Below are 16,229 nucleotides of genomic sequence, written 5' to 3'. Positions count from 1 at the left end.
TTCGATGGCGATTCGGCATCGGAGTTCGGCGCAGAAGTTTTCGTCGCAAACCCGGCACGGCCTTGCGCGGTAATCGCCGGGTCCGCGTCGGATACCCTGAGTTCCCGTGACCGCTGCTACTCCCGAAAGCCCGTCCCCGCGCACGTACGACCTGATCATCGTCGGTTCCGGATTCTTCGGGCTGACCATCGCGGAGCGCGCGGCGACGCAACTCGGCAAGCGGGTCCTCGTACTGGACCGCCGCCACCACATCGGCGGAAACGCCTACTCCGAGGCCGAGCCACAGACCGGCATCGAGGTGCACAAATACGGTGCGCACCTATTTCACACGTCCAACAAGCGGGTCTGGGACTACGTCACCCAGTTCACCGAGTTCACCGGTTACCAGCACCGCGTCTATGCGATGTACCAGGGCCAGTCCTACCAGTTCCCGATGGGCCTCGGTCTTATCTCGCAGTTCTTCGGCAAGTTCTACAGCCCGGACGACGCGCGTGCGCTCATCGCCGAGCAGGCGAGCGAGTTCGAATCCCAGGACGCGGCCAACCTGGAAGAGAAGGCGATCTCGCTGATCGGCCGACCGCTGTACGAGGCTTTCGTGCGCGGCTACACGGCCAAGCAGTGGCAGACCGATCCGTCCGAACTCCCGGCCGACATCATCAAGCGCCTGCCCGTTCGCTACAACTTCGACAACCGGTACTTCAACGACACCTACGAAGGCCTGCCCGTCGACGGTTACACCAAGTGGCTGGAAAACATGGCGGCCAACGAGCTCATCGAGGTCCGGCTCGAGACCGACTACTTCGACGTTCGTGACGAACTGCGCGCGACCTCGCCCGATGCTCCCGTTGTCTACACCGGACCGGTCGACCGCTACTTCGAGTACAGCGAAGGCGAACTCGGCTGGCGCACACTCGATTTCGAGACCGAAGTGCTCGATACCGGCGATTTCCAGGGCACTCCGGTGATGAACTACAACGACGCCGAGGTGCCGTTCACGCGCATTCACGAGTTCCGGCATTTTCATCCCGAGCGGTCGTACCCGACGGACAAGACGGTCATCATGCGGGAGTTCTCGCGGTTCGCCGAGTCCGGTGACGAGCCGTACTACCCCATCAACACGGGGGAGGACCGCGCGAAGCTGACTGCCTACCGCCGGCTCGCCAAGCAGGAAACCGCCGACGCGAAGGTGCTGTTCGGTGGTCGCCTCGGCACGTATCAGTACCTCGACATGCATATGGCAATTGCGAGCGCGCTCTCGATGTACGACAACGTGCTGCGTCCGTACTTCGAAGAGGGCGAGCCGCTGCATGAAGAGGCGCAAGCGTGAGCCCCAAACATCTGCTGGACGGCGTAGAGACGATCGAGGAACTCGCACCGCGCGGAAAGTCGTTGCTGCAGCGCATTCTGCTGCCGCGACCGGGTGAACCACTCGACGTCCGCACCCTGTATCTGGAAGAAGCTGCGACGAATGCCCGTCGGGCACATGCGACTTCGCGCACCTCGCTGCAGGTCGGCGCCGAGTCCGAAGTGTCGTTCTGTACCTATTTCAACGCGTTCCCCGCGAGCTACTGGCGGCGCTGGAGCGTTCTGCAGGCAGTCGTTCTACGTCTCGATCTCACGGGTCACGGCCGCGTCGACGTCTACCGCTCCAAGGCTGACGGCTCGCGAATTCACGTGTCGGGTCAGGAATTTCGAGACGAGGGCCTCGAGTTCGAAGTCGACCTCGGACCGTTCGAGGACGGCGGTTGGATCTGGTTCGACATCACGACCGACACAGATGTCGACCTGAGCGCAGCGGGTTGGTTCGCGCCCGTGGAAGCGCCGGGCGAAGGCAGCATCGCGGTCGGGATCCCGACGTTCAACCGGCCGACCGATTGTGTGAAGGCGCTCGCCGCGCTCGCGTCGGATCCGTTGGTGCTCGACAAGATCAAAGCCGTCATCGTCCCGGATCAGGGTACGAACAAGGCCCGCAACGATCCCGGCTTCGCGCCCGCGGCGGCAGCACTGGGTGACCGCCTCGTGGTCCACGACCAGCCGAACCTCGGTGGGTCCGGTGGCTACAGCCGGATCATGTACGAGGCGCTGAAGACGACCGACTGTCAGTTCATTCTTTTCATGGACGACGACATCGAGATCGAACCCGATTCGATTCTGCGAGCACTCGCCATGGCGCGGTTCGCGAAGAAGCCGACGCTGGTCGGTGGGCAGATGCTCAACCTGCAGGAGCGTTCGCACCTGCACACCATGGGTGAGGTCGTCAACCGCGGCATCTTCATGTGGACCGGCGCGCCGAACACCGAGTACGACCACGACTTCTCGAAATACCCACTCAGCGACCGCGACAATTCCAAACAGCTGCATCGCCGCATCGACGTCGATTTCAACGGCTGGTGGATGTGCATGATCCCGCGTGTGGTCGCCGAAGAACTCGGCCAGCCGCTGCCGCTGTTCATCAAATGGGACGACGCCGAGTACGGGCTGCGTGCCCGCGAAGCCGGCTACCCGACGATCACGATGCCTGGTGCCGCGATCTGGCACATGGCGTGGAGTGACAAGGACGACGCCATCGATTGGCAGGCGTACTTCCACCTCCGCAACCGCCTGGTGGTTGCCGCTCTGCACATGCCGGGCAACGGTCGCGGCCTGGTCGTGAATTCGATCAAGGCGACGCTCAAGCACATCCTCTGCCTCGAGTACTCGACGGTCGCCATTCAGAATCAGGCGATCCGGGACTTCATGGCAGGACCGTCGAAGCTGTTCGAGCTGCTGCCTACCGCGTTGGGCTCGGTGCATGCGATGCGCAAGGAATACCCGGACGCTGTCGTCGTACCGTCCTCGACCGAGCTGCCGCTCGCGTCGTACGCCGCAGTCGGTGCCGTCGGCGAGCCGGCGAATCCCGTCGCGAAGGTCGCTCGGCTCGGCAAGGGCATCCTGCACAACTTCCGTAAAGCAGACAGCAGCCATCACGAGCGGCCGCAGCTGAACGTTCCGACGCTCGACGCGCGCTGGTATCTGCTCTCGCAGGTCGACGGCGTGACCGTGACGACCGCAGACGGACGCGGCGTCGTCTATCGCAAGCGGGACCCACGCAAGGCGAAAGAGTTGCTCGACGAAGCAATGCGCCTGCGGCGTGAACTCGCGCGCCGCTTCCCGGAGCTCAAAGCCGAATACCAGGCAGCGCACGCGGAACTGACCAGCAAAGCGAGGTGGGAGCGTGTCTTCGGCATCGAGTCCTGACGAGCACGATCACACCGTCACCATCCCGGCGGCTCCGCCGGAGGTGGCGATCCTCGAAGCGATCCAGTCCGGCGCCGGTTCGCATCCGTCGGTGATTGCCACTGCGCGCGGCATGTCCCACTTCGGCGAGCACGCGCTCGGCTGGATCGGTTGCGCTGCAGTCGGCTATGCACTGGACAAGCCGCGGCGCCGCCAGTGGGCGGGTGTGGCGGTCGGTGCGGTCGGTGCGCACGCTGCTTCGATCGTGATCAAGCGGGTCGTCCGACGCCCGCGCCCCGACCACCCGAATGTGGCAATCAACGTTTCGACACCCAGTAAATTGAGCTTTCCGTCATCGCACGCGACGTCGACAACGGCAGCGGCGGTATTGATGGGCAGGTTGACCGGACTACCCTTGCCTGCGTTACTTGTGCCGCCGATGCTGCTCTCGCGAATGGTGCTCGGCGTCCACTACCCGACCGACGTGCTTGCCGGTGCTGCGCTGGGCGCTGCGTCGGCCGCTGCAGTCCTTGCGGCGGAGAAACAACTGGGAGAACGATGAGCTGCGCCAATGAGTGAAGAGCCGACGGGCCACGATCTCGAAGAAGCCGTCGTCAAGGGTCCGCCCAAGACGCTCGCAGGCGGCATCGTCAAAGCAATCCGCCCGCGCCAGTGGGTCAAGAACGTGCTCGTTCTCGCTGCACCGCTCGCAGCGGGGTCGGCCAACGAGGTAGAAGTCCTCGGGCCGGTCGGCATCGCTTTCGTCGCATTCTGTCTCGCAGCGTCCGGCATCTACCTGGTCAACGACGCGATGGACGTCGAAGCCGACCGCGCGCATCCGACGAAACGGTTCCGGCCGATCGCCGCGGGTGTACTCCCGGTCAACCTCGCCTTCGCGCTGTCGGTCGTGTTTCTAGTCGGCTCGATCGCACTCTCGTTCACCGCCAACTGGCATCTCGCCGTGGTGATGGCCGTATATATCGGCGTGCAGCTCGCCTACTGCTTCGGACTGAAGCACCAGCCCGTTCTCGACATCTGCATTGTCTCGTCCGGCTTCCTCCTGCGCGCGATCGCAGGCGGCGCGGCCGCAGACATCCCACTGTCGAAGTGGTTCCTCTTGATCATGGCCTTCGGGTCGTTGTTCATGGCCGCGGGCAAGCGGTATGCGGAGTTGCAGCTCGCGCTCGGGACGGGCGCGAAGATCCGAAAGTCGCTCGAGTACTACACCCCGACCTATCTACGCTTCGTGTGGACGCTTTCCGCGACCGCCGTCGTCATCTGCTACGGCCTGTGGGCCTTCGAGCAGGATGCCGAAAAGGGCTCGAACTGGTACGCCATATCGATGGTGCCGTTCACCGTCGCGATCCTCCGCTACGCGGTCGACGTCGACGGCGGCGAGGCAGGTGAGCCGGAGGAGATTGCACTCGGCGATCGGGTGCTGCAATTCCTGGCGGTGGCTTGGATCGGAGTGGTGGGTGTCGCTGTCTACCTCGTTTGATGAGGCGTCCTCGGCGCACAGGGCTCGGCGATCCGACGCGAAAGCGGTCGAACGCTCACGCGCCGCCGCGGACCGGACCCTGTACCGCGCGGTGTTCCCTGCGGGCATCGTCGTCACCGCGCTGTTCTTCCTCTGGGGTGGCTGGGAGCGGCGGTGGATCGCCGACGACGGACTCATCGTGCTGCGCACGGTCCGCAATTTGCTCGCCGGGAACGGTCCGGTGTTCAACATGGGCGAACGGGTCGAGACGAACACGAGTGCAGCCTGGACCTACATCGTTTATGCCTTCAGCTGGCTGAGCCAGGCGCGCCTCGAGTACGTCGTCCTTACGATTTCGCTGACCCTTTCGGTTGCCGCAATCGTGATCGGGATGATCGCGTCCGCAACGCTGTATCGCGCGCGGCTGTCGGGAAGCGGCGGTTTGCTTCTGGTTCCGGCGGGCGCGCTCGTCTACATCGCGCTGCCGCCCGCGCGTGACTATGCCTCGTCGGGCCTCGAAAGCTGTCTGGTCATCTTCTGGCTCGCGCTGATCTTCCTTTTGCTCGTCCGTTGGTCGGTGCGGCCGACTCCCAGCGTCGCATCGACACTGATACTTGCTTTCTTCGCCGGCCTGGGTCCGCTCGTCCGGCCCGAACTGGTGTTGATCTCGGTTCTCGCCCTCGGACTCGTATTCCTCTCGCCGCAGGACCGCTGGACCGTGCGCGCCGCGATGGTGGTCGTCGCCGGTGCGGTGCCGGTCGGGTACCAGATCTGGCGGATGGGCTACTACGCGCTGCCGTATCCGAACACCGCCGTCGCGAAGGATGCGGCGGGATCGAAATGGTCGCAAGGCTTCGCGTATCTGTGGAACCTCGTGTTGCCCTACCACCTGTATTTCGGCGTGCTGGTCGTCGCCATCGGCGGCGCCGCGGTCGTGTGGGGATCCGCGTCGCGCAAATCGGGCCGAAGGGCTGCGGCTCCTGCCGGAATTCGGGAGCGGGCACAGCGGGTGCAGTCCCGTTTGCGGGCACCCGGCACGGTCGTCGGGCTGATCCTGTTCAGCGGAGCGCTATTGCTGGTCTATTCGCTGCGCGTCGGCGGCGACTTCATGCACGGGCGAATGCTGCTGCCCGTCGTCTTCTGCTTTCTGTTGCCGGTGGCCGTCTTGCCGCTTCGGGTGCCGGAACGCCGATCGGCGTGGTCGTCGCGGGAGAAAACCAGCGCCCTCGTCGTCGCTGTCGCGTGGGTGGCGACCCTCGCCTGGGCATTCACCATCGTCACGATGACAGGCAGTGCTGCAGGCACGACGATCGGCAAGACGGGAATTGTCGACGAGCGCGCCTACTACGTGCTCAACACCGGTCACGAGCACCCGATTCTTGCGGAGGACTACCTCGACTATCCGCGGATGCGCCCGATGGTCGAAGCCATCGAGGAGACTCCCAACGGCGGCCTGCTGCTGAACACGCCTTCGTTCATGTACTGGGACGTCGTACCCCCGCCCTTGCCCATCCCGGAGGGTGGCGCCGGGCACACCGTCTATTTTCTGAACTTGGGAATGACGAGCATGAACGTGCCGCTCGATGTGCGCGTTCTCGACCCGATGGGCCTGGCGTATCCACTGGCAGCGCACAGCGACCGCCTGACGGACGGCCGCATCGGACACGACAAGAGTCTGTATCCGGACTGGGTGATCGCGGATCTCGGACTGGTCGGTATGCATCCCTGGTTGCCGTCCTACTTGGACGAAGACTGGATCGAGCAGGCACGGGTCGCGCTCACATGCCAGGAAACGCGAGACCTGCTCACTTCCTACCGATCGGAGCTGACATTCGATCGCTGGAAACAGAATTTGAAACGGGCGCTGCATTTCGCCGATTATCGATTCGACCGGGTGCCGCGGTACGAGATCGAGCGCTGTGAACTGATTCCGCCGCCGAAGGTGGTTGGCGGAAGCTGAGCGTTGCTAGTACGTTGCACAGGTTGGTGTAGACGTTTCAAGCGGGTCGAATTGGCCAGTTGTTTCCGAGTCGCAGCGGATCGGTATCGGTTCGCGTTACTTTGGTCACGGTTCGGTAACTGAAGACGCCAAATGGACGATCTACCTTGAAGATATGCCCCAGCGAGTCACATCAGTCACACAGGTCTCGGGAGCCTCAGTGATCGATGCAGTAACGCTGCGGACAAAGCGGCGACCGGCCGTGTGACAGGAAAGGCCGCCAGATGAGAGAGGCAGGGACGATGCGAGTAATCGCGCCCCGCAGGGAAAGAAAAACGGAAACGAGTCACCGGAGAAGCACGTCGTGGGTAAAGCGGGTCGCTGTAGCGCTCGCATTGTCGCTTCTGCTTCCGCTCGGTGTCGCGGTCACCAGTAACACGGCGCCCGCGTCTGCGGCCTTCAACCCCCGCGGCTTCGACTTCTGGGTAAACGATGCGAACGGCGTTCCGCTCAAGTCGCGCGTGTTCCGCGCCAACGACGGAAACACCAACCGGGTCGTCTACGCCCTGGACGGTTTGCGCGCTCGCAACGACCTCAACGGCTGGGAGATCGACACCAACGTCGTCCAGGCGCTGATGGACTGGAACATCAACGTTGTCATGCCGGTCGGCGGCGAGAACAGCTTCTACTCCGACTGGATCGCACCGAGCACGTTCTTCGGCACGGGATCCGCGGGTTCGTCGACGGGTTCGTCGCAGCGCTTCCCGTACCGCTGGGAATCGTTCATCACGAACCAGCTGCCGAGCGCACTGCAGGATCGCCTCGGCTTCAGCCGTACCCGTAACGGCATCTTCGGACTCTCCATGGGTGGCAGCGCGGCCCTGATGTTCGCTGCCTACTACCCGCAGCAGTTCTCCTACGCCGGTTCGTTCTCGGGCTACCTGAACGTCTCTGCGCCGGGCATGAAAGAGGGCATGCGACTCGCGATGCTGAGCCAGAACGGCTACAACATCGACGCCATGTGGGGACCCCCGTGGGATCCGCGCTGGCTGCGCAACGACCCGTTCGTCTTCGCACCGCGTCTGCGTGACAACGGCACCAGGCTCTACATCGCATCCGGCAGCGGCATTCCGGGCGTCTACGACCAGCCTCGCTCGTTCGTGGATCTCTACAACACCGCCAATGGCATGGGCCTCGAAGCGATCGCCCTCGTCAACACCAGGGCGTTCCAGGTGCGGCTCGCGACGCTCGGCTACAACAACGTCGTCTACGACTTCCCGCCGGTCGGAACGCACAGCTGGCCGTGGTGGGCGGACAACGTCTACCGCATGATTCCGGATATGAGCGCCAATATCGGATGACCTGTCAGGTCTCCCCCAGGTAACGAGAAATCTTTACACCTGGGGGAGACAACACGGGACGGACAAGATAGGGTCACCAACCAATAACGGGCCTAGCTCGATGTGAGCTGGGCCACTTATTTGCCACGATGGACCGGAGTCGAATATGGTCCAGCGAGCGAGTGTGACCTAGTCGTAATTGCACTGCAGCCTCGGGGCTCCGAGGCTGCAGTCTCTGTTTGTATGTGTCCGTTTTCAGGGTTGCGGGGCCCCGTTAAGTGGAAAGTGAGCCGTGTTGATGCGTCTTGGCAACACAACGTCGTCCGTCAGGGCTTCGTCCCGCAGCTGGCGGAAGCGGGTGCTGGCGCTCGGAGCGACGGCCCTTTTGCTCCCCATAGCGGCCGGCCTGACCGGTGGCACCGTCGCCGAGGCGGCACCGCTGAGCGGTCCCCTGCACGCCACTCCTGCCGGGGGCTTCGAGGATCTGATGGTCCCGTCGAGCATGGGCCCCATCAAGGTGCAGGTGCAGTGGGCCAAGCGCGGCGGTAATGCGGCGCTCTACCTGCTCGACGGCCTGCGTGCCCGAAGCGACCGCAACGCCTGGACTTTCGAGACCAACGCCCTCCAGCAGTTCGCTGACGACAACATCACCCTGGTGATGCCCGTCGGCGGGCAGTCCAGCTTCTACAGCGACTGGTACGGCCCGAGCAACTTCAACGGTCAGCGGTCGACGTACAAGTGGGAAACCTTCCTGACGTCCGAGCTGCCCGCGTTCCTCGAGAACTACGGCATCTCGCGCACGAACAATGCGATTGCCGGTCTCTCGATGGGCGGCAGCGCCGCCCTGACGCTGGCCGCCTACCACCGCGACCAGTTCAAGCAGGCCTCGGCGTTCTCCGGTTACCTGAACATCTCGGCACCCGGCATGCGTGAGGCCATCCGCGTCGCGATGCTCGATGCCGGGCGCTTCAACGTCGATTCCATGTGGGGTCCGCCGTGGAGCCCCGCGTGGCTGCGTAACGATCCGTTCGTGTTTGCTCCGCGCTTGCGCGACCTGCCGATGTACATCTCGGCGGCGAACGGCATCCCCGGACCGTACGACCGGCCCAACTCGGCGATCGGCGTCTACAACACCGCGAACGGTATGGCGCTCGAGGCGTTGTCACTCGCCAACACCCGTGCGTTCCAGGCCCGGTTGGCGACTCTCGGCATTGCGGCGAAGTTCGAGTTCCCGGCCGCTGGCACCCACTCGTGGCGCTACTGGGAGACCGAGCTCTGGAAAGCTCGCCCGATGATCTTGGATGCGCTCAACGCGCACTGATTGCACCTGCTTCCAACGCACCGCCCCGCGTGTCCTCGATGGCACGCGGGGCGGTGCTTTTTATTGGCCAGAACGCACCAATTGCAACATCAGTCACAATAGAATCTTGCGCCTCCCGCGCGTCGCCCAGAGGTTGCCCGACCGTCCGTGTAGAAAAGAGCGTGCACAGGGGCGCTTGTTGTCCGCACGCCCTGGAACGAAAGGCAGGCAATCGATGCTTCGCGCACCAGGATCACGGTCCCGAAGGCTCGGGCTGTGCGCAGCCCTGTTGGTGGTGCCGCTCGCTGCCGGACTGACGACGGCAACCGCTTCCGCAGTCCCCGCCCCGCACACCGCGCCCGGCTTCCACGCCGCACCCGCCGGTGGCGCAACGATCACCAGGGTCGATTGGCTCGACGACCGCCGCGTTGCGCTGTGGATCAACTCACCGTCCATGGCGACGCCCGTGCAGGTTCAGCTGCTGCTCGCGCGCGACTGGAACACCCGCCCCGATGCGAAGTTCCCCGCGCTGATCATGCTCGACGGACTGCGTGCCCAGGACGGCGAAAGCGGCTGGACGCTCGATGCCAAGGCGCAGCCCTTCTATGCGGACAAGAACGTCAACGTCGTCCTGCCGATCGGCGGGCAGTCCAGCTTCTACTCGGACTGGTTGCAGCCGGACAACGGCAAGAACTACAAGTGGGAGACCTTCCTGACTCAGGAGCTGCCGCCGCTCCTCGAAGGCCAATGGCGGACGACCGACGTGCGCGGAGTCGCGGGTCTCTCGATGGGCGGCACGTCCGCGATGTTCCTCGCCGCGCGAAACCCGGGTTTCGTGAAGTATGCGGCTTCCTACTCGGGCTTCCTGACGACCACGTCTCTGGGCATGCCGCAAGCGATCCAGTACGCGATGAACGACGCCGGCGGGTTCAACTCGGGCGCGATGTGGGGTCCGCCGACCAGTCCGCAGTGGGCTGCGCACGACCCGTTCCAGCTCGCCGAGAAACTGCGCGGCCTCAGCATCTATGTGTCGAGCGGCAGCGGCAGCACCGGACCGTACGACGCGCCGTCGGCAGTCCCGGGCATCAGCACCAATTTCGCCGGCATGGGGCTCGAAATTCTGTCCCGCCTCACCTCGCAGAACTTCGCGACCAAACTGAACAAGCTGTCGATTCCCGCGCAGATCAACTACCGGCCGTCGGGCACGCACTCGTGGCCGTACTGGGACTTCGAGATGCGGCAGTCCTGGCCGCAAGCGGCAACCGCGCTCGGCACCGAGGTCGAGAAGCCCGCGTGCGGTCAAGCGGGTGCGATCGGCGGTGTCGTCGGAGCCAACGGCTGGATCGGCGACTGCCTGACCGGTGAATACAGCGTCGCAGGCGGTATTGCCCAGGACTTCCGCTTCGGCCGAGTGTTCTTCTCGCAGGCGACCGGTCCGCAGATCGTTTCCGGGCGGATCGGTGGTGCCTATCAGGCCAACGGCGGACCGGCGGGTCCGTTGGGGTTGCCGGTCAGTGCCGAGCAGGGTGCGCCCGATGGCCGTGGCCGCTTCCAGCTCTTCCAGCACGGCTCTATCTATTGGACCCCGCAAACCGGTGCGCATGCGATCCGCGGCGCGATCCTCGACGAGTGGGGTAAGCAGGGCTTCGAAGCGGGACCGCTCGGCTACCCCGTCGCGGAAGAGGTCAAGACGCCGAACAAGGACGGCATCGTCCAGGGGTTCGAGATCGGTGCGATGTACTTCAATCAGGCGACCGGCGCAAAACGCGTGCAGGGCTTGATCTTCCAGAAGTACGGATCGCTCGGCTACGAGGACAGCTGGCTCGGGTTCCCGAAGTCGAACGAGGTCGCGGTCAAGGACTTCGGCAAGTTCAACGAATTCGAGGGCGGCAATATCTATTGGAGCCCGCTGTCGGGTGCGTGGTCGATCAAGAACGGCCCGATCTTCGAGGCCTGGAAGAGCGTCGGATACGAAAACGGCCGACTCGGCTTCCCGACCGGTGACCAGTTCGACATTCCCGGTGGCGTGCAACAGAACTTCCAGCTCGGCTACATCACGTTCAAGGACGGAAAAGCCGAGGTGCACTGAGGCGTGCCGCGGGCAGCTTTCGAATCGCTGAGCACATGACCGTCGTATGTAGCCTGGAGACAGGCCCGACAAGTAGGAAGAAGCCAATGCCGCGTCAGTACCTTGCCCGCGCCGCGTTCGTCTTGACCGCAGCGACTCTCTTCGGAGGGTTTGTCTCGGGCTGCGGGGACGACGATGCGACGGCATCGAGCACGCCTTCGACGGCCGAGGCGACCACCGCCGTGGACGGCACGCCCGTGCCGGGCGCGGGTGACAACCCGGTGAATCCGACGACCGAACCGGGCGCGGCAGCGACTGCGCCACCCGAGGTTCCGCAGACCGTGCCGCCGGGATTCCCCGGTCCGCAGACGCAGGCGCAGACCAACCCGCGCGATCAGGCCCTGGTCGCCGAGTTGGGTCGTGGTGGCATCACGCAGACGCCGGAAAGCGCGTCGGCCATCGGTGGCGCGATCTGCCGCGGGATTCAGGAAGGCACACCGGTCGAGGAGATCAACACGATCGTTCTCGCGGCCGTCGGAACCGACCCCGAGAGCACCAGGCTGTCGCCGGAAGACACTGTCCGCGTGTACGTAGACGCGGCGAAGAAGACATACTGCTGAAGGATATGTATTTGCCAACGGACACAGCATGATTGGACGCACGTCACGGCGACCGGCGCGTAGGAGGGTTCTTCCACTACTGGCGGCGGTCGTCGCGGCTGTCCTGGTTCTGATCGTCGCTGTGCTGGCGTGGATGATCTTCAAGGGCCGACCCGGTCCAGGTCCGGGACCCGGTCCGGGCGGTCCGGAAACCCGGCCCGATACGCAGAGCGCGTCGTGTCCCGATGTCCAGGTGGTCGCCGTCCCCGGAACGTGGGAATCGAGTTCCGGCGACGACCCGTACAACCCGCAGCCGCCGACGGGCGATTCGTTGTTGCTGCACGTGACGGGTCCGTTGGCGGCACAGTTCCCTGCTGAACGCGCCGATATCTACACGGTTCCGTATTTGGCGCAGTTCGCGCGCTTCCCACCCAACGGTGAACGGTCCTACGACGAAAGTCGCGCAGACGGCACAGCGCGGACGACGAAGATCCTGGCCGACCGGCATGCCGAATGCCCGCTGACGACCTACATAATCGCCGGCTTCTCGCAGGGGGCAGTGATCGCGGGAGACGTCGCGGCACAGATCGCGGCCGGCAACGGACCGGTGCCCGAAGACGAGGTGCTCGGCGTCATGCTCATCGCCGACGGGCGTCGAGCTTCCGAACAGTCGGTGCCGATCGGGCCGAACCCGGGCGGTGTCGGTGCCGAGGTAGCGCTGAGTGGGCTACGGGTGCCGGGCATCTCGATGACGGGGGTTCGCGGCGGATTCGGGCCGCTCGCGGACCGCACCTTTTCTATCTGTAGTCCGGGCGACATGATTTGCGATGCGCCCCGCGACGCGATGAAACCCGTCAACATGATCGGTAGCGCGATGACCCTCGTCGCGTCGATCGGTAATCCGGTTCACATGCTGTACAACGACTTCATCGTCGAGCCGGGTGTCACAGCCACACAGTGGACGGCGAACTGGGCTGCAGGACTCGTCAACGGTGCGCCACATCCCGCGCACCCCCCGAGCTGAGCGCCGAGTTGAGTGTAAGCCGCACTACAGGGCGGTAACGCAGATAGGTTCTGTAGGGGTATACCGGCTAGAGTGGCGCACTGGCCGACCGACCGAGACGGTATTCGAACTACGGACGTAGGAGAACGCGATCGATGAATGCTGCAGTCGAACCAGGGCAGCTTCGTAAGTTCCGATTCGCCGCTGGTGCCGAGGGAAACGCCGAAGAGGGCGGTGCACGCAAATTCATCAAGGTCGCACAGCAGGCCGAGGAGTACGGCTTCGACAGCGTCATGATTCCCGACCACCTGGGCAACCAGGTCGGACCGATCGCGGCGCTCGGCGCTCTTGCGGTTGCGACCGATCGGATTCGCCTCGGAACGGCCGTGTTGGCGAACGGCTTCCGGCACCCAGCGGTACTCGCGAAGGATGCGGCAACGATCGACGTGCTGTCGCGCGGTCGCCTCGAACTCGGTATCGGTGCCGGTTGGATGAAAGAAGAATTCGACAAGGGCGGCATCGCGTACGACAAGCCCTCGGTCCGCATCGAGAAACTGGACGAAACCCTCACCATCCTCGACGTGCTGCTGCGCGGCCAGGAATGCAACTTCGAGGGCAAGCACTACCAAATCAAGGGTCTGAAGGGCAGTCCGCGGCCACGCCAGGGTCCGCGTCCGCCGCTCGCCGTCGGCGGTGGCGGTCCGAAGATGCTTGCTCTCGCGGCCAAACATGCCGACATCATTTCGGTGGTTCCTGTCACAACCAAAGAGGGCAAGCTCCTGCTCTCCGGAATCACGATGGAGAAGACCGTCGAACGAATCGATCTGATTCGTAAGGCAGCGGGCGACCGTTTCTCCAGCATCGAGCTCAACTGGGCGATCACGACCATCGTCATCACCGACGATCGCGAGAAGATCGCCGAAATGGCGTTGCAGGCCTTGGACAAAGGCTTCCCGCCGAACATGGAGGTCGACGTCAAGCTCGGCGTCGAGGACATCCTGAACTCGCCGTACATCGCGATCGGGACTTTCGAGGAGATCGCCGACCAGATCCGCAACACGCGGGCGAAAACGACGATGTCCTACGTGGGAATTTTCCCGACACAGATGGATGCGTTCGCTCCTATCATTCCGCTGCTGCGGGATGAGTAGCATCAATGCGTCTGTAACATATTTCTGGTTTCCAAACATGTAGCCGATACCGCGGGCGCTGCGTCGCTTTACCGAACACAGCGTCCGTTAGCCAAATACATTGCATGACGAGAGAACACCCGCGGGCGAAGCAAAACGGGCAGCCGCTCTCAGTGAGAGTGGTTACGCAGGCGCTTCGGAGGAGAAGGAATGGACGACACTTTCGATGACTACCTCGACGACGAGGGGAACATCTTCATTCCCGAAGGGCGAACGCTTGTAGATCACGTCGAGAAGCACACCCGCAACGACGCGAACGACCTTGCGTACAGATATATCGACTATTCACGTGAGCGCGATGGCGAAGCTCACGAGCTGACCTGGAAAGAGTTCGGCAATCGGCTGCGCGCCGTCGCCGCTCGGCTGCAACAGGTCACCAAGCCCGGCGACCGCGTCGCCGTCCTCGCGCCGCAGGGTCTCGACTACGTCATCTCGTTCTTTGCTGCTATCTATGCAGGCACGATCGCGGTTCCGCTGTTCGATCCCGACGAGCCCGGCCATACGGACCGGCTGTATGCGGTTCTCGGCGACTGCGAACCGGCCGCGATCCTGACGGCGACGTCCTCTGCCGCGGGTGTCCGCCAGTTCTTCCGTTCGTTGCCTGCTGCGCAGCGCCCCCGCATCATCGCGGTCGACGCAATTCCCGACAGTGTCGGTGAGACGTGGGTCAGGCCCGATGTGCAGGTCGACGACATCGCCTACCTGCAGTACACGTCGGGATCGACCCGTACCCCTGCCGGCGTCGAGATCACGCACCGCGCGGTAGGCACCAACATCCTGCAGATGATCAATGCGCTCGAACTGACCGAGGATTCGCGCGGCGTCACCTGGCTACCTCTGTTCCACGACATGGGCCTGCTCACGGTGATCGTGCCTGCCGTCGGTGGCAAATACATCACGATCATGTCGCCGAGTGCCTTTGTGCGGCGGCCCTATCGGTGGATCAAAGAGCTTGCCGCAGTCTCCGACGGCGCAGGCACATTCGCCGCGGCCCCGAACTTTGCGTTCGAGCACGCCGCTGCGCGCGGCCTGCCGAAGAACGGCGAGTCGCTCGATCTGAGCAATGTGATCGGCCTGATCAACGGTAGCGAGCCGGTCACGACGTCGTCGATGAAGAAGTTCAACGAGGCGTTCGCGCCGTACGGACTCCCGAAGACTGCCATCAAGCCGTGCTACGGCATGGCCGAGGCAACGCTTTTCGTGTCGGCGACAAAGCACGAGGACGAAGCGAAGGTCATCTACGTCGACCGCAAAGAGCTCAACGCGGGCCGGATGGTCAAGGTCGATCAGAGCGCGGAGAATGCAATCCCGCAGGTCGCGTGCGGTTACGTCGGCCTGAGTCAGTGGGCCGCCATCGTCGATCCCGAGACCCGCGCGGAACAGCCGGACGAGCACGTCGGCGAGATCTGGTTGCACGGTGCCAACATGGGCATCGGCTATTGGGGTCGCGAAGAAGAAACGATCGAGACCTTCCGGAACAAGATCGCGGAAAAGCTTCCGACGGGCAGCCACACTGCCGGCGCGCCGGACGACGGTGTGTGGATGCGGACCGGCGATTACGGCGTGTATGTCGACGGCGAGCTGTACATCACCGGTCGCGTCAAGGACCTCGTGATCGTCGACGGCCGCAATCACTACCCGCAGGATCTGGAGTTCTCGGCGCAGGAAGCGAGCACCGCCTTGCGGCCAGGATTCGTCGCCGCTTTCGCTGTCCCCGCGAACGAATTGCCGCCGGAAGTTTTCGAGCACACAAGCCATTCCGGCCTGAAGTTCGACGCCGACGATTCGTCCGAGCAACTTGTCATCGTCGCCGAGCGTGGTCCGGGAGCGGGCAAGGCCGATCCGCAGCCCATTGCCGACACGGTTCGGGCGGCGATTTCGACTCGCCACGGCGTGACCGTGCGTGACGTCCTGCTGGTTCCGGCGGGTTCCATTCCGCGTACGTCGAGCGGCAAGATCGCGCGTCGTGCCTGCAAGGCGGCCTATCTCGAAGGCACACTCCGTGGTGGCTACACCCAGACCGCATTCCCGGACGCAGCCGTCAACTGAATAGCTGGACCATCCCTGCCCTCCTGGATGCCGCCGTCTGACCAGCTC

General features: G+C 63.9%; 12 protein-coding genes. All 12 read left to right on the top strand.

Features of this window, described 5'->3' with window-relative positions:
* Positions 1–106 precede the first annotated feature (106 nt).
* The 12 genes from glf to fadD32 all read left to right on the top strand — a co-directional run bounded on the left by glf (position 107) and on the right by fadD32 (position 16,181).
* Positions 107–1,327, top strand: a complete 1,221-nt coding sequence (gene glf, locus JGU72_RS16395; RefSeq protein ID WP_199685008.1) for a UDP-galactopyranose mutase — start codon at positions 107–109, stop codon at positions 1,325–1,327.
* Complete coding sequence (locus JGU72_RS16390) at positions 1,324–3,237, top strand: glycosyltransferase (protein WP_199685007.1); 1,914 nt, start codon at positions 1,324–1,326, stop codon at positions 3,235–3,237. The genes glf and JGU72_RS16390 overlap by 4 nt, the downstream gene beginning before the upstream one ends.
* Positions 3,238–3,259: 22 nt before the next feature.
* Positions 3,260–3,778 carry a phosphatase PAP2 family protein gene (locus JGU72_RS16385; RefSeq protein WP_199685372.1) on the top strand — a complete coding sequence of 173 codons (519 nt, stop codon included), beginning with the start codon at positions 3,260–3,262 and terminating at the stop codon, positions 3,776–3,778.
* Between the two features lie 9 nt (positions 3,779–3,787).
* Entirely contained in the window at positions 3,788–4,714 is a 927-nt protein-coding gene (locus JGU72_RS16380; protein WP_199685006.1) for a decaprenyl-phosphate phosphoribosyltransferase, read from the top strand.
* The gene (zomB, locus tag JGU72_RS16375) at positions 4,692–6,653 is read left to right on the top strand and encodes a flagellar motor control protein ZomB (protein WP_307828473.1); all 1,962 of its coding nucleotides are present in this window, start codon (positions 4,692–4,694) and stop codon (positions 6,651–6,653) included. The genes JGU72_RS16380 and zomB overlap by 23 nt, the downstream gene beginning before the upstream one ends.
* A gap of 281 nt (positions 6,654–6,934) precedes the next feature.
* Positions 6,935–7,993: an alpha/beta hydrolase gene (locus JGU72_RS16370; RefSeq protein ID WP_199685368.1), complete on the top strand. Its 1,059-nt coding sequence runs from the start codon at positions 6,935–6,937 to the stop codon at positions 7,991–7,993.
* A gap of 277 nt (positions 7,994–8,270) precedes the next feature.
* Positions 8,271–9,293, top strand: coding sequence for an alpha/beta hydrolase (locus JGU72_RS16365; protein WP_199685367.1), 1,023 nt, complete (start codon positions 8,271–8,273; stop codon positions 9,291–9,293).
* A 214-nt stretch (positions 9,294–9,507) separates the two neighbouring features.
* Entirely contained in the window at positions 9,508–11,361 is a 1,854-nt protein-coding gene (locus JGU72_RS16360) for an alpha/beta hydrolase-fold protein (RefSeq protein WP_199685005.1), read from the top strand.
* An 86-nt stretch (positions 11,362–11,447) separates the two neighbouring features.
* Entirely contained in the window at positions 11,448–11,960 is a 513-nt protein-coding gene (locus JGU72_RS16355) for a DUF732 domain-containing protein (RefSeq protein WP_199685004.1), read from the top strand.
* 28 nt (positions 11,961–11,988) lie between these two features.
* A complete protein-coding gene (locus JGU72_RS16350) occupies positions 11,989–12,963 on the top strand; it encodes a cutinase family protein (protein WP_233532495.1) in 975 nt (324 codons plus the stop codon).
* Between the two features lie 134 nt (positions 12,964–13,097).
* Positions 13,098–14,093, top strand: coding sequence for an LLM class F420-dependent oxidoreductase (locus JGU72_RS16345; protein ID WP_199685003.1), 996 nt, complete (start codon positions 13,098–13,100; stop codon positions 14,091–14,093).
* Between the two features lie 189 nt (positions 14,094–14,282).
* Positions 14,283–16,181 (top strand): long-chain-fatty-acid--AMP ligase FadD32, encoded by a 1,899-nt coding sequence (gene fadD32, locus JGU72_RS16340; RefSeq protein WP_199685002.1) that lies wholly within the window; start codon positions 14,283–14,285, stop codon positions 16,179–16,181.
* The last annotated feature ends 48 nt before the right edge of the window (positions 16,182–16,229 follow it).

It is taken from the genome of Antrihabitans auranticaus (assembly GCF_016481275.1).
GTDB lineage: Bacteria > Actinomycetota > Actinomycetes > Mycobacteriales > Mycobacteriaceae > Antrihabitans.
This window is presented reverse-complemented; position numbering and strand designations above follow the sequence as displayed.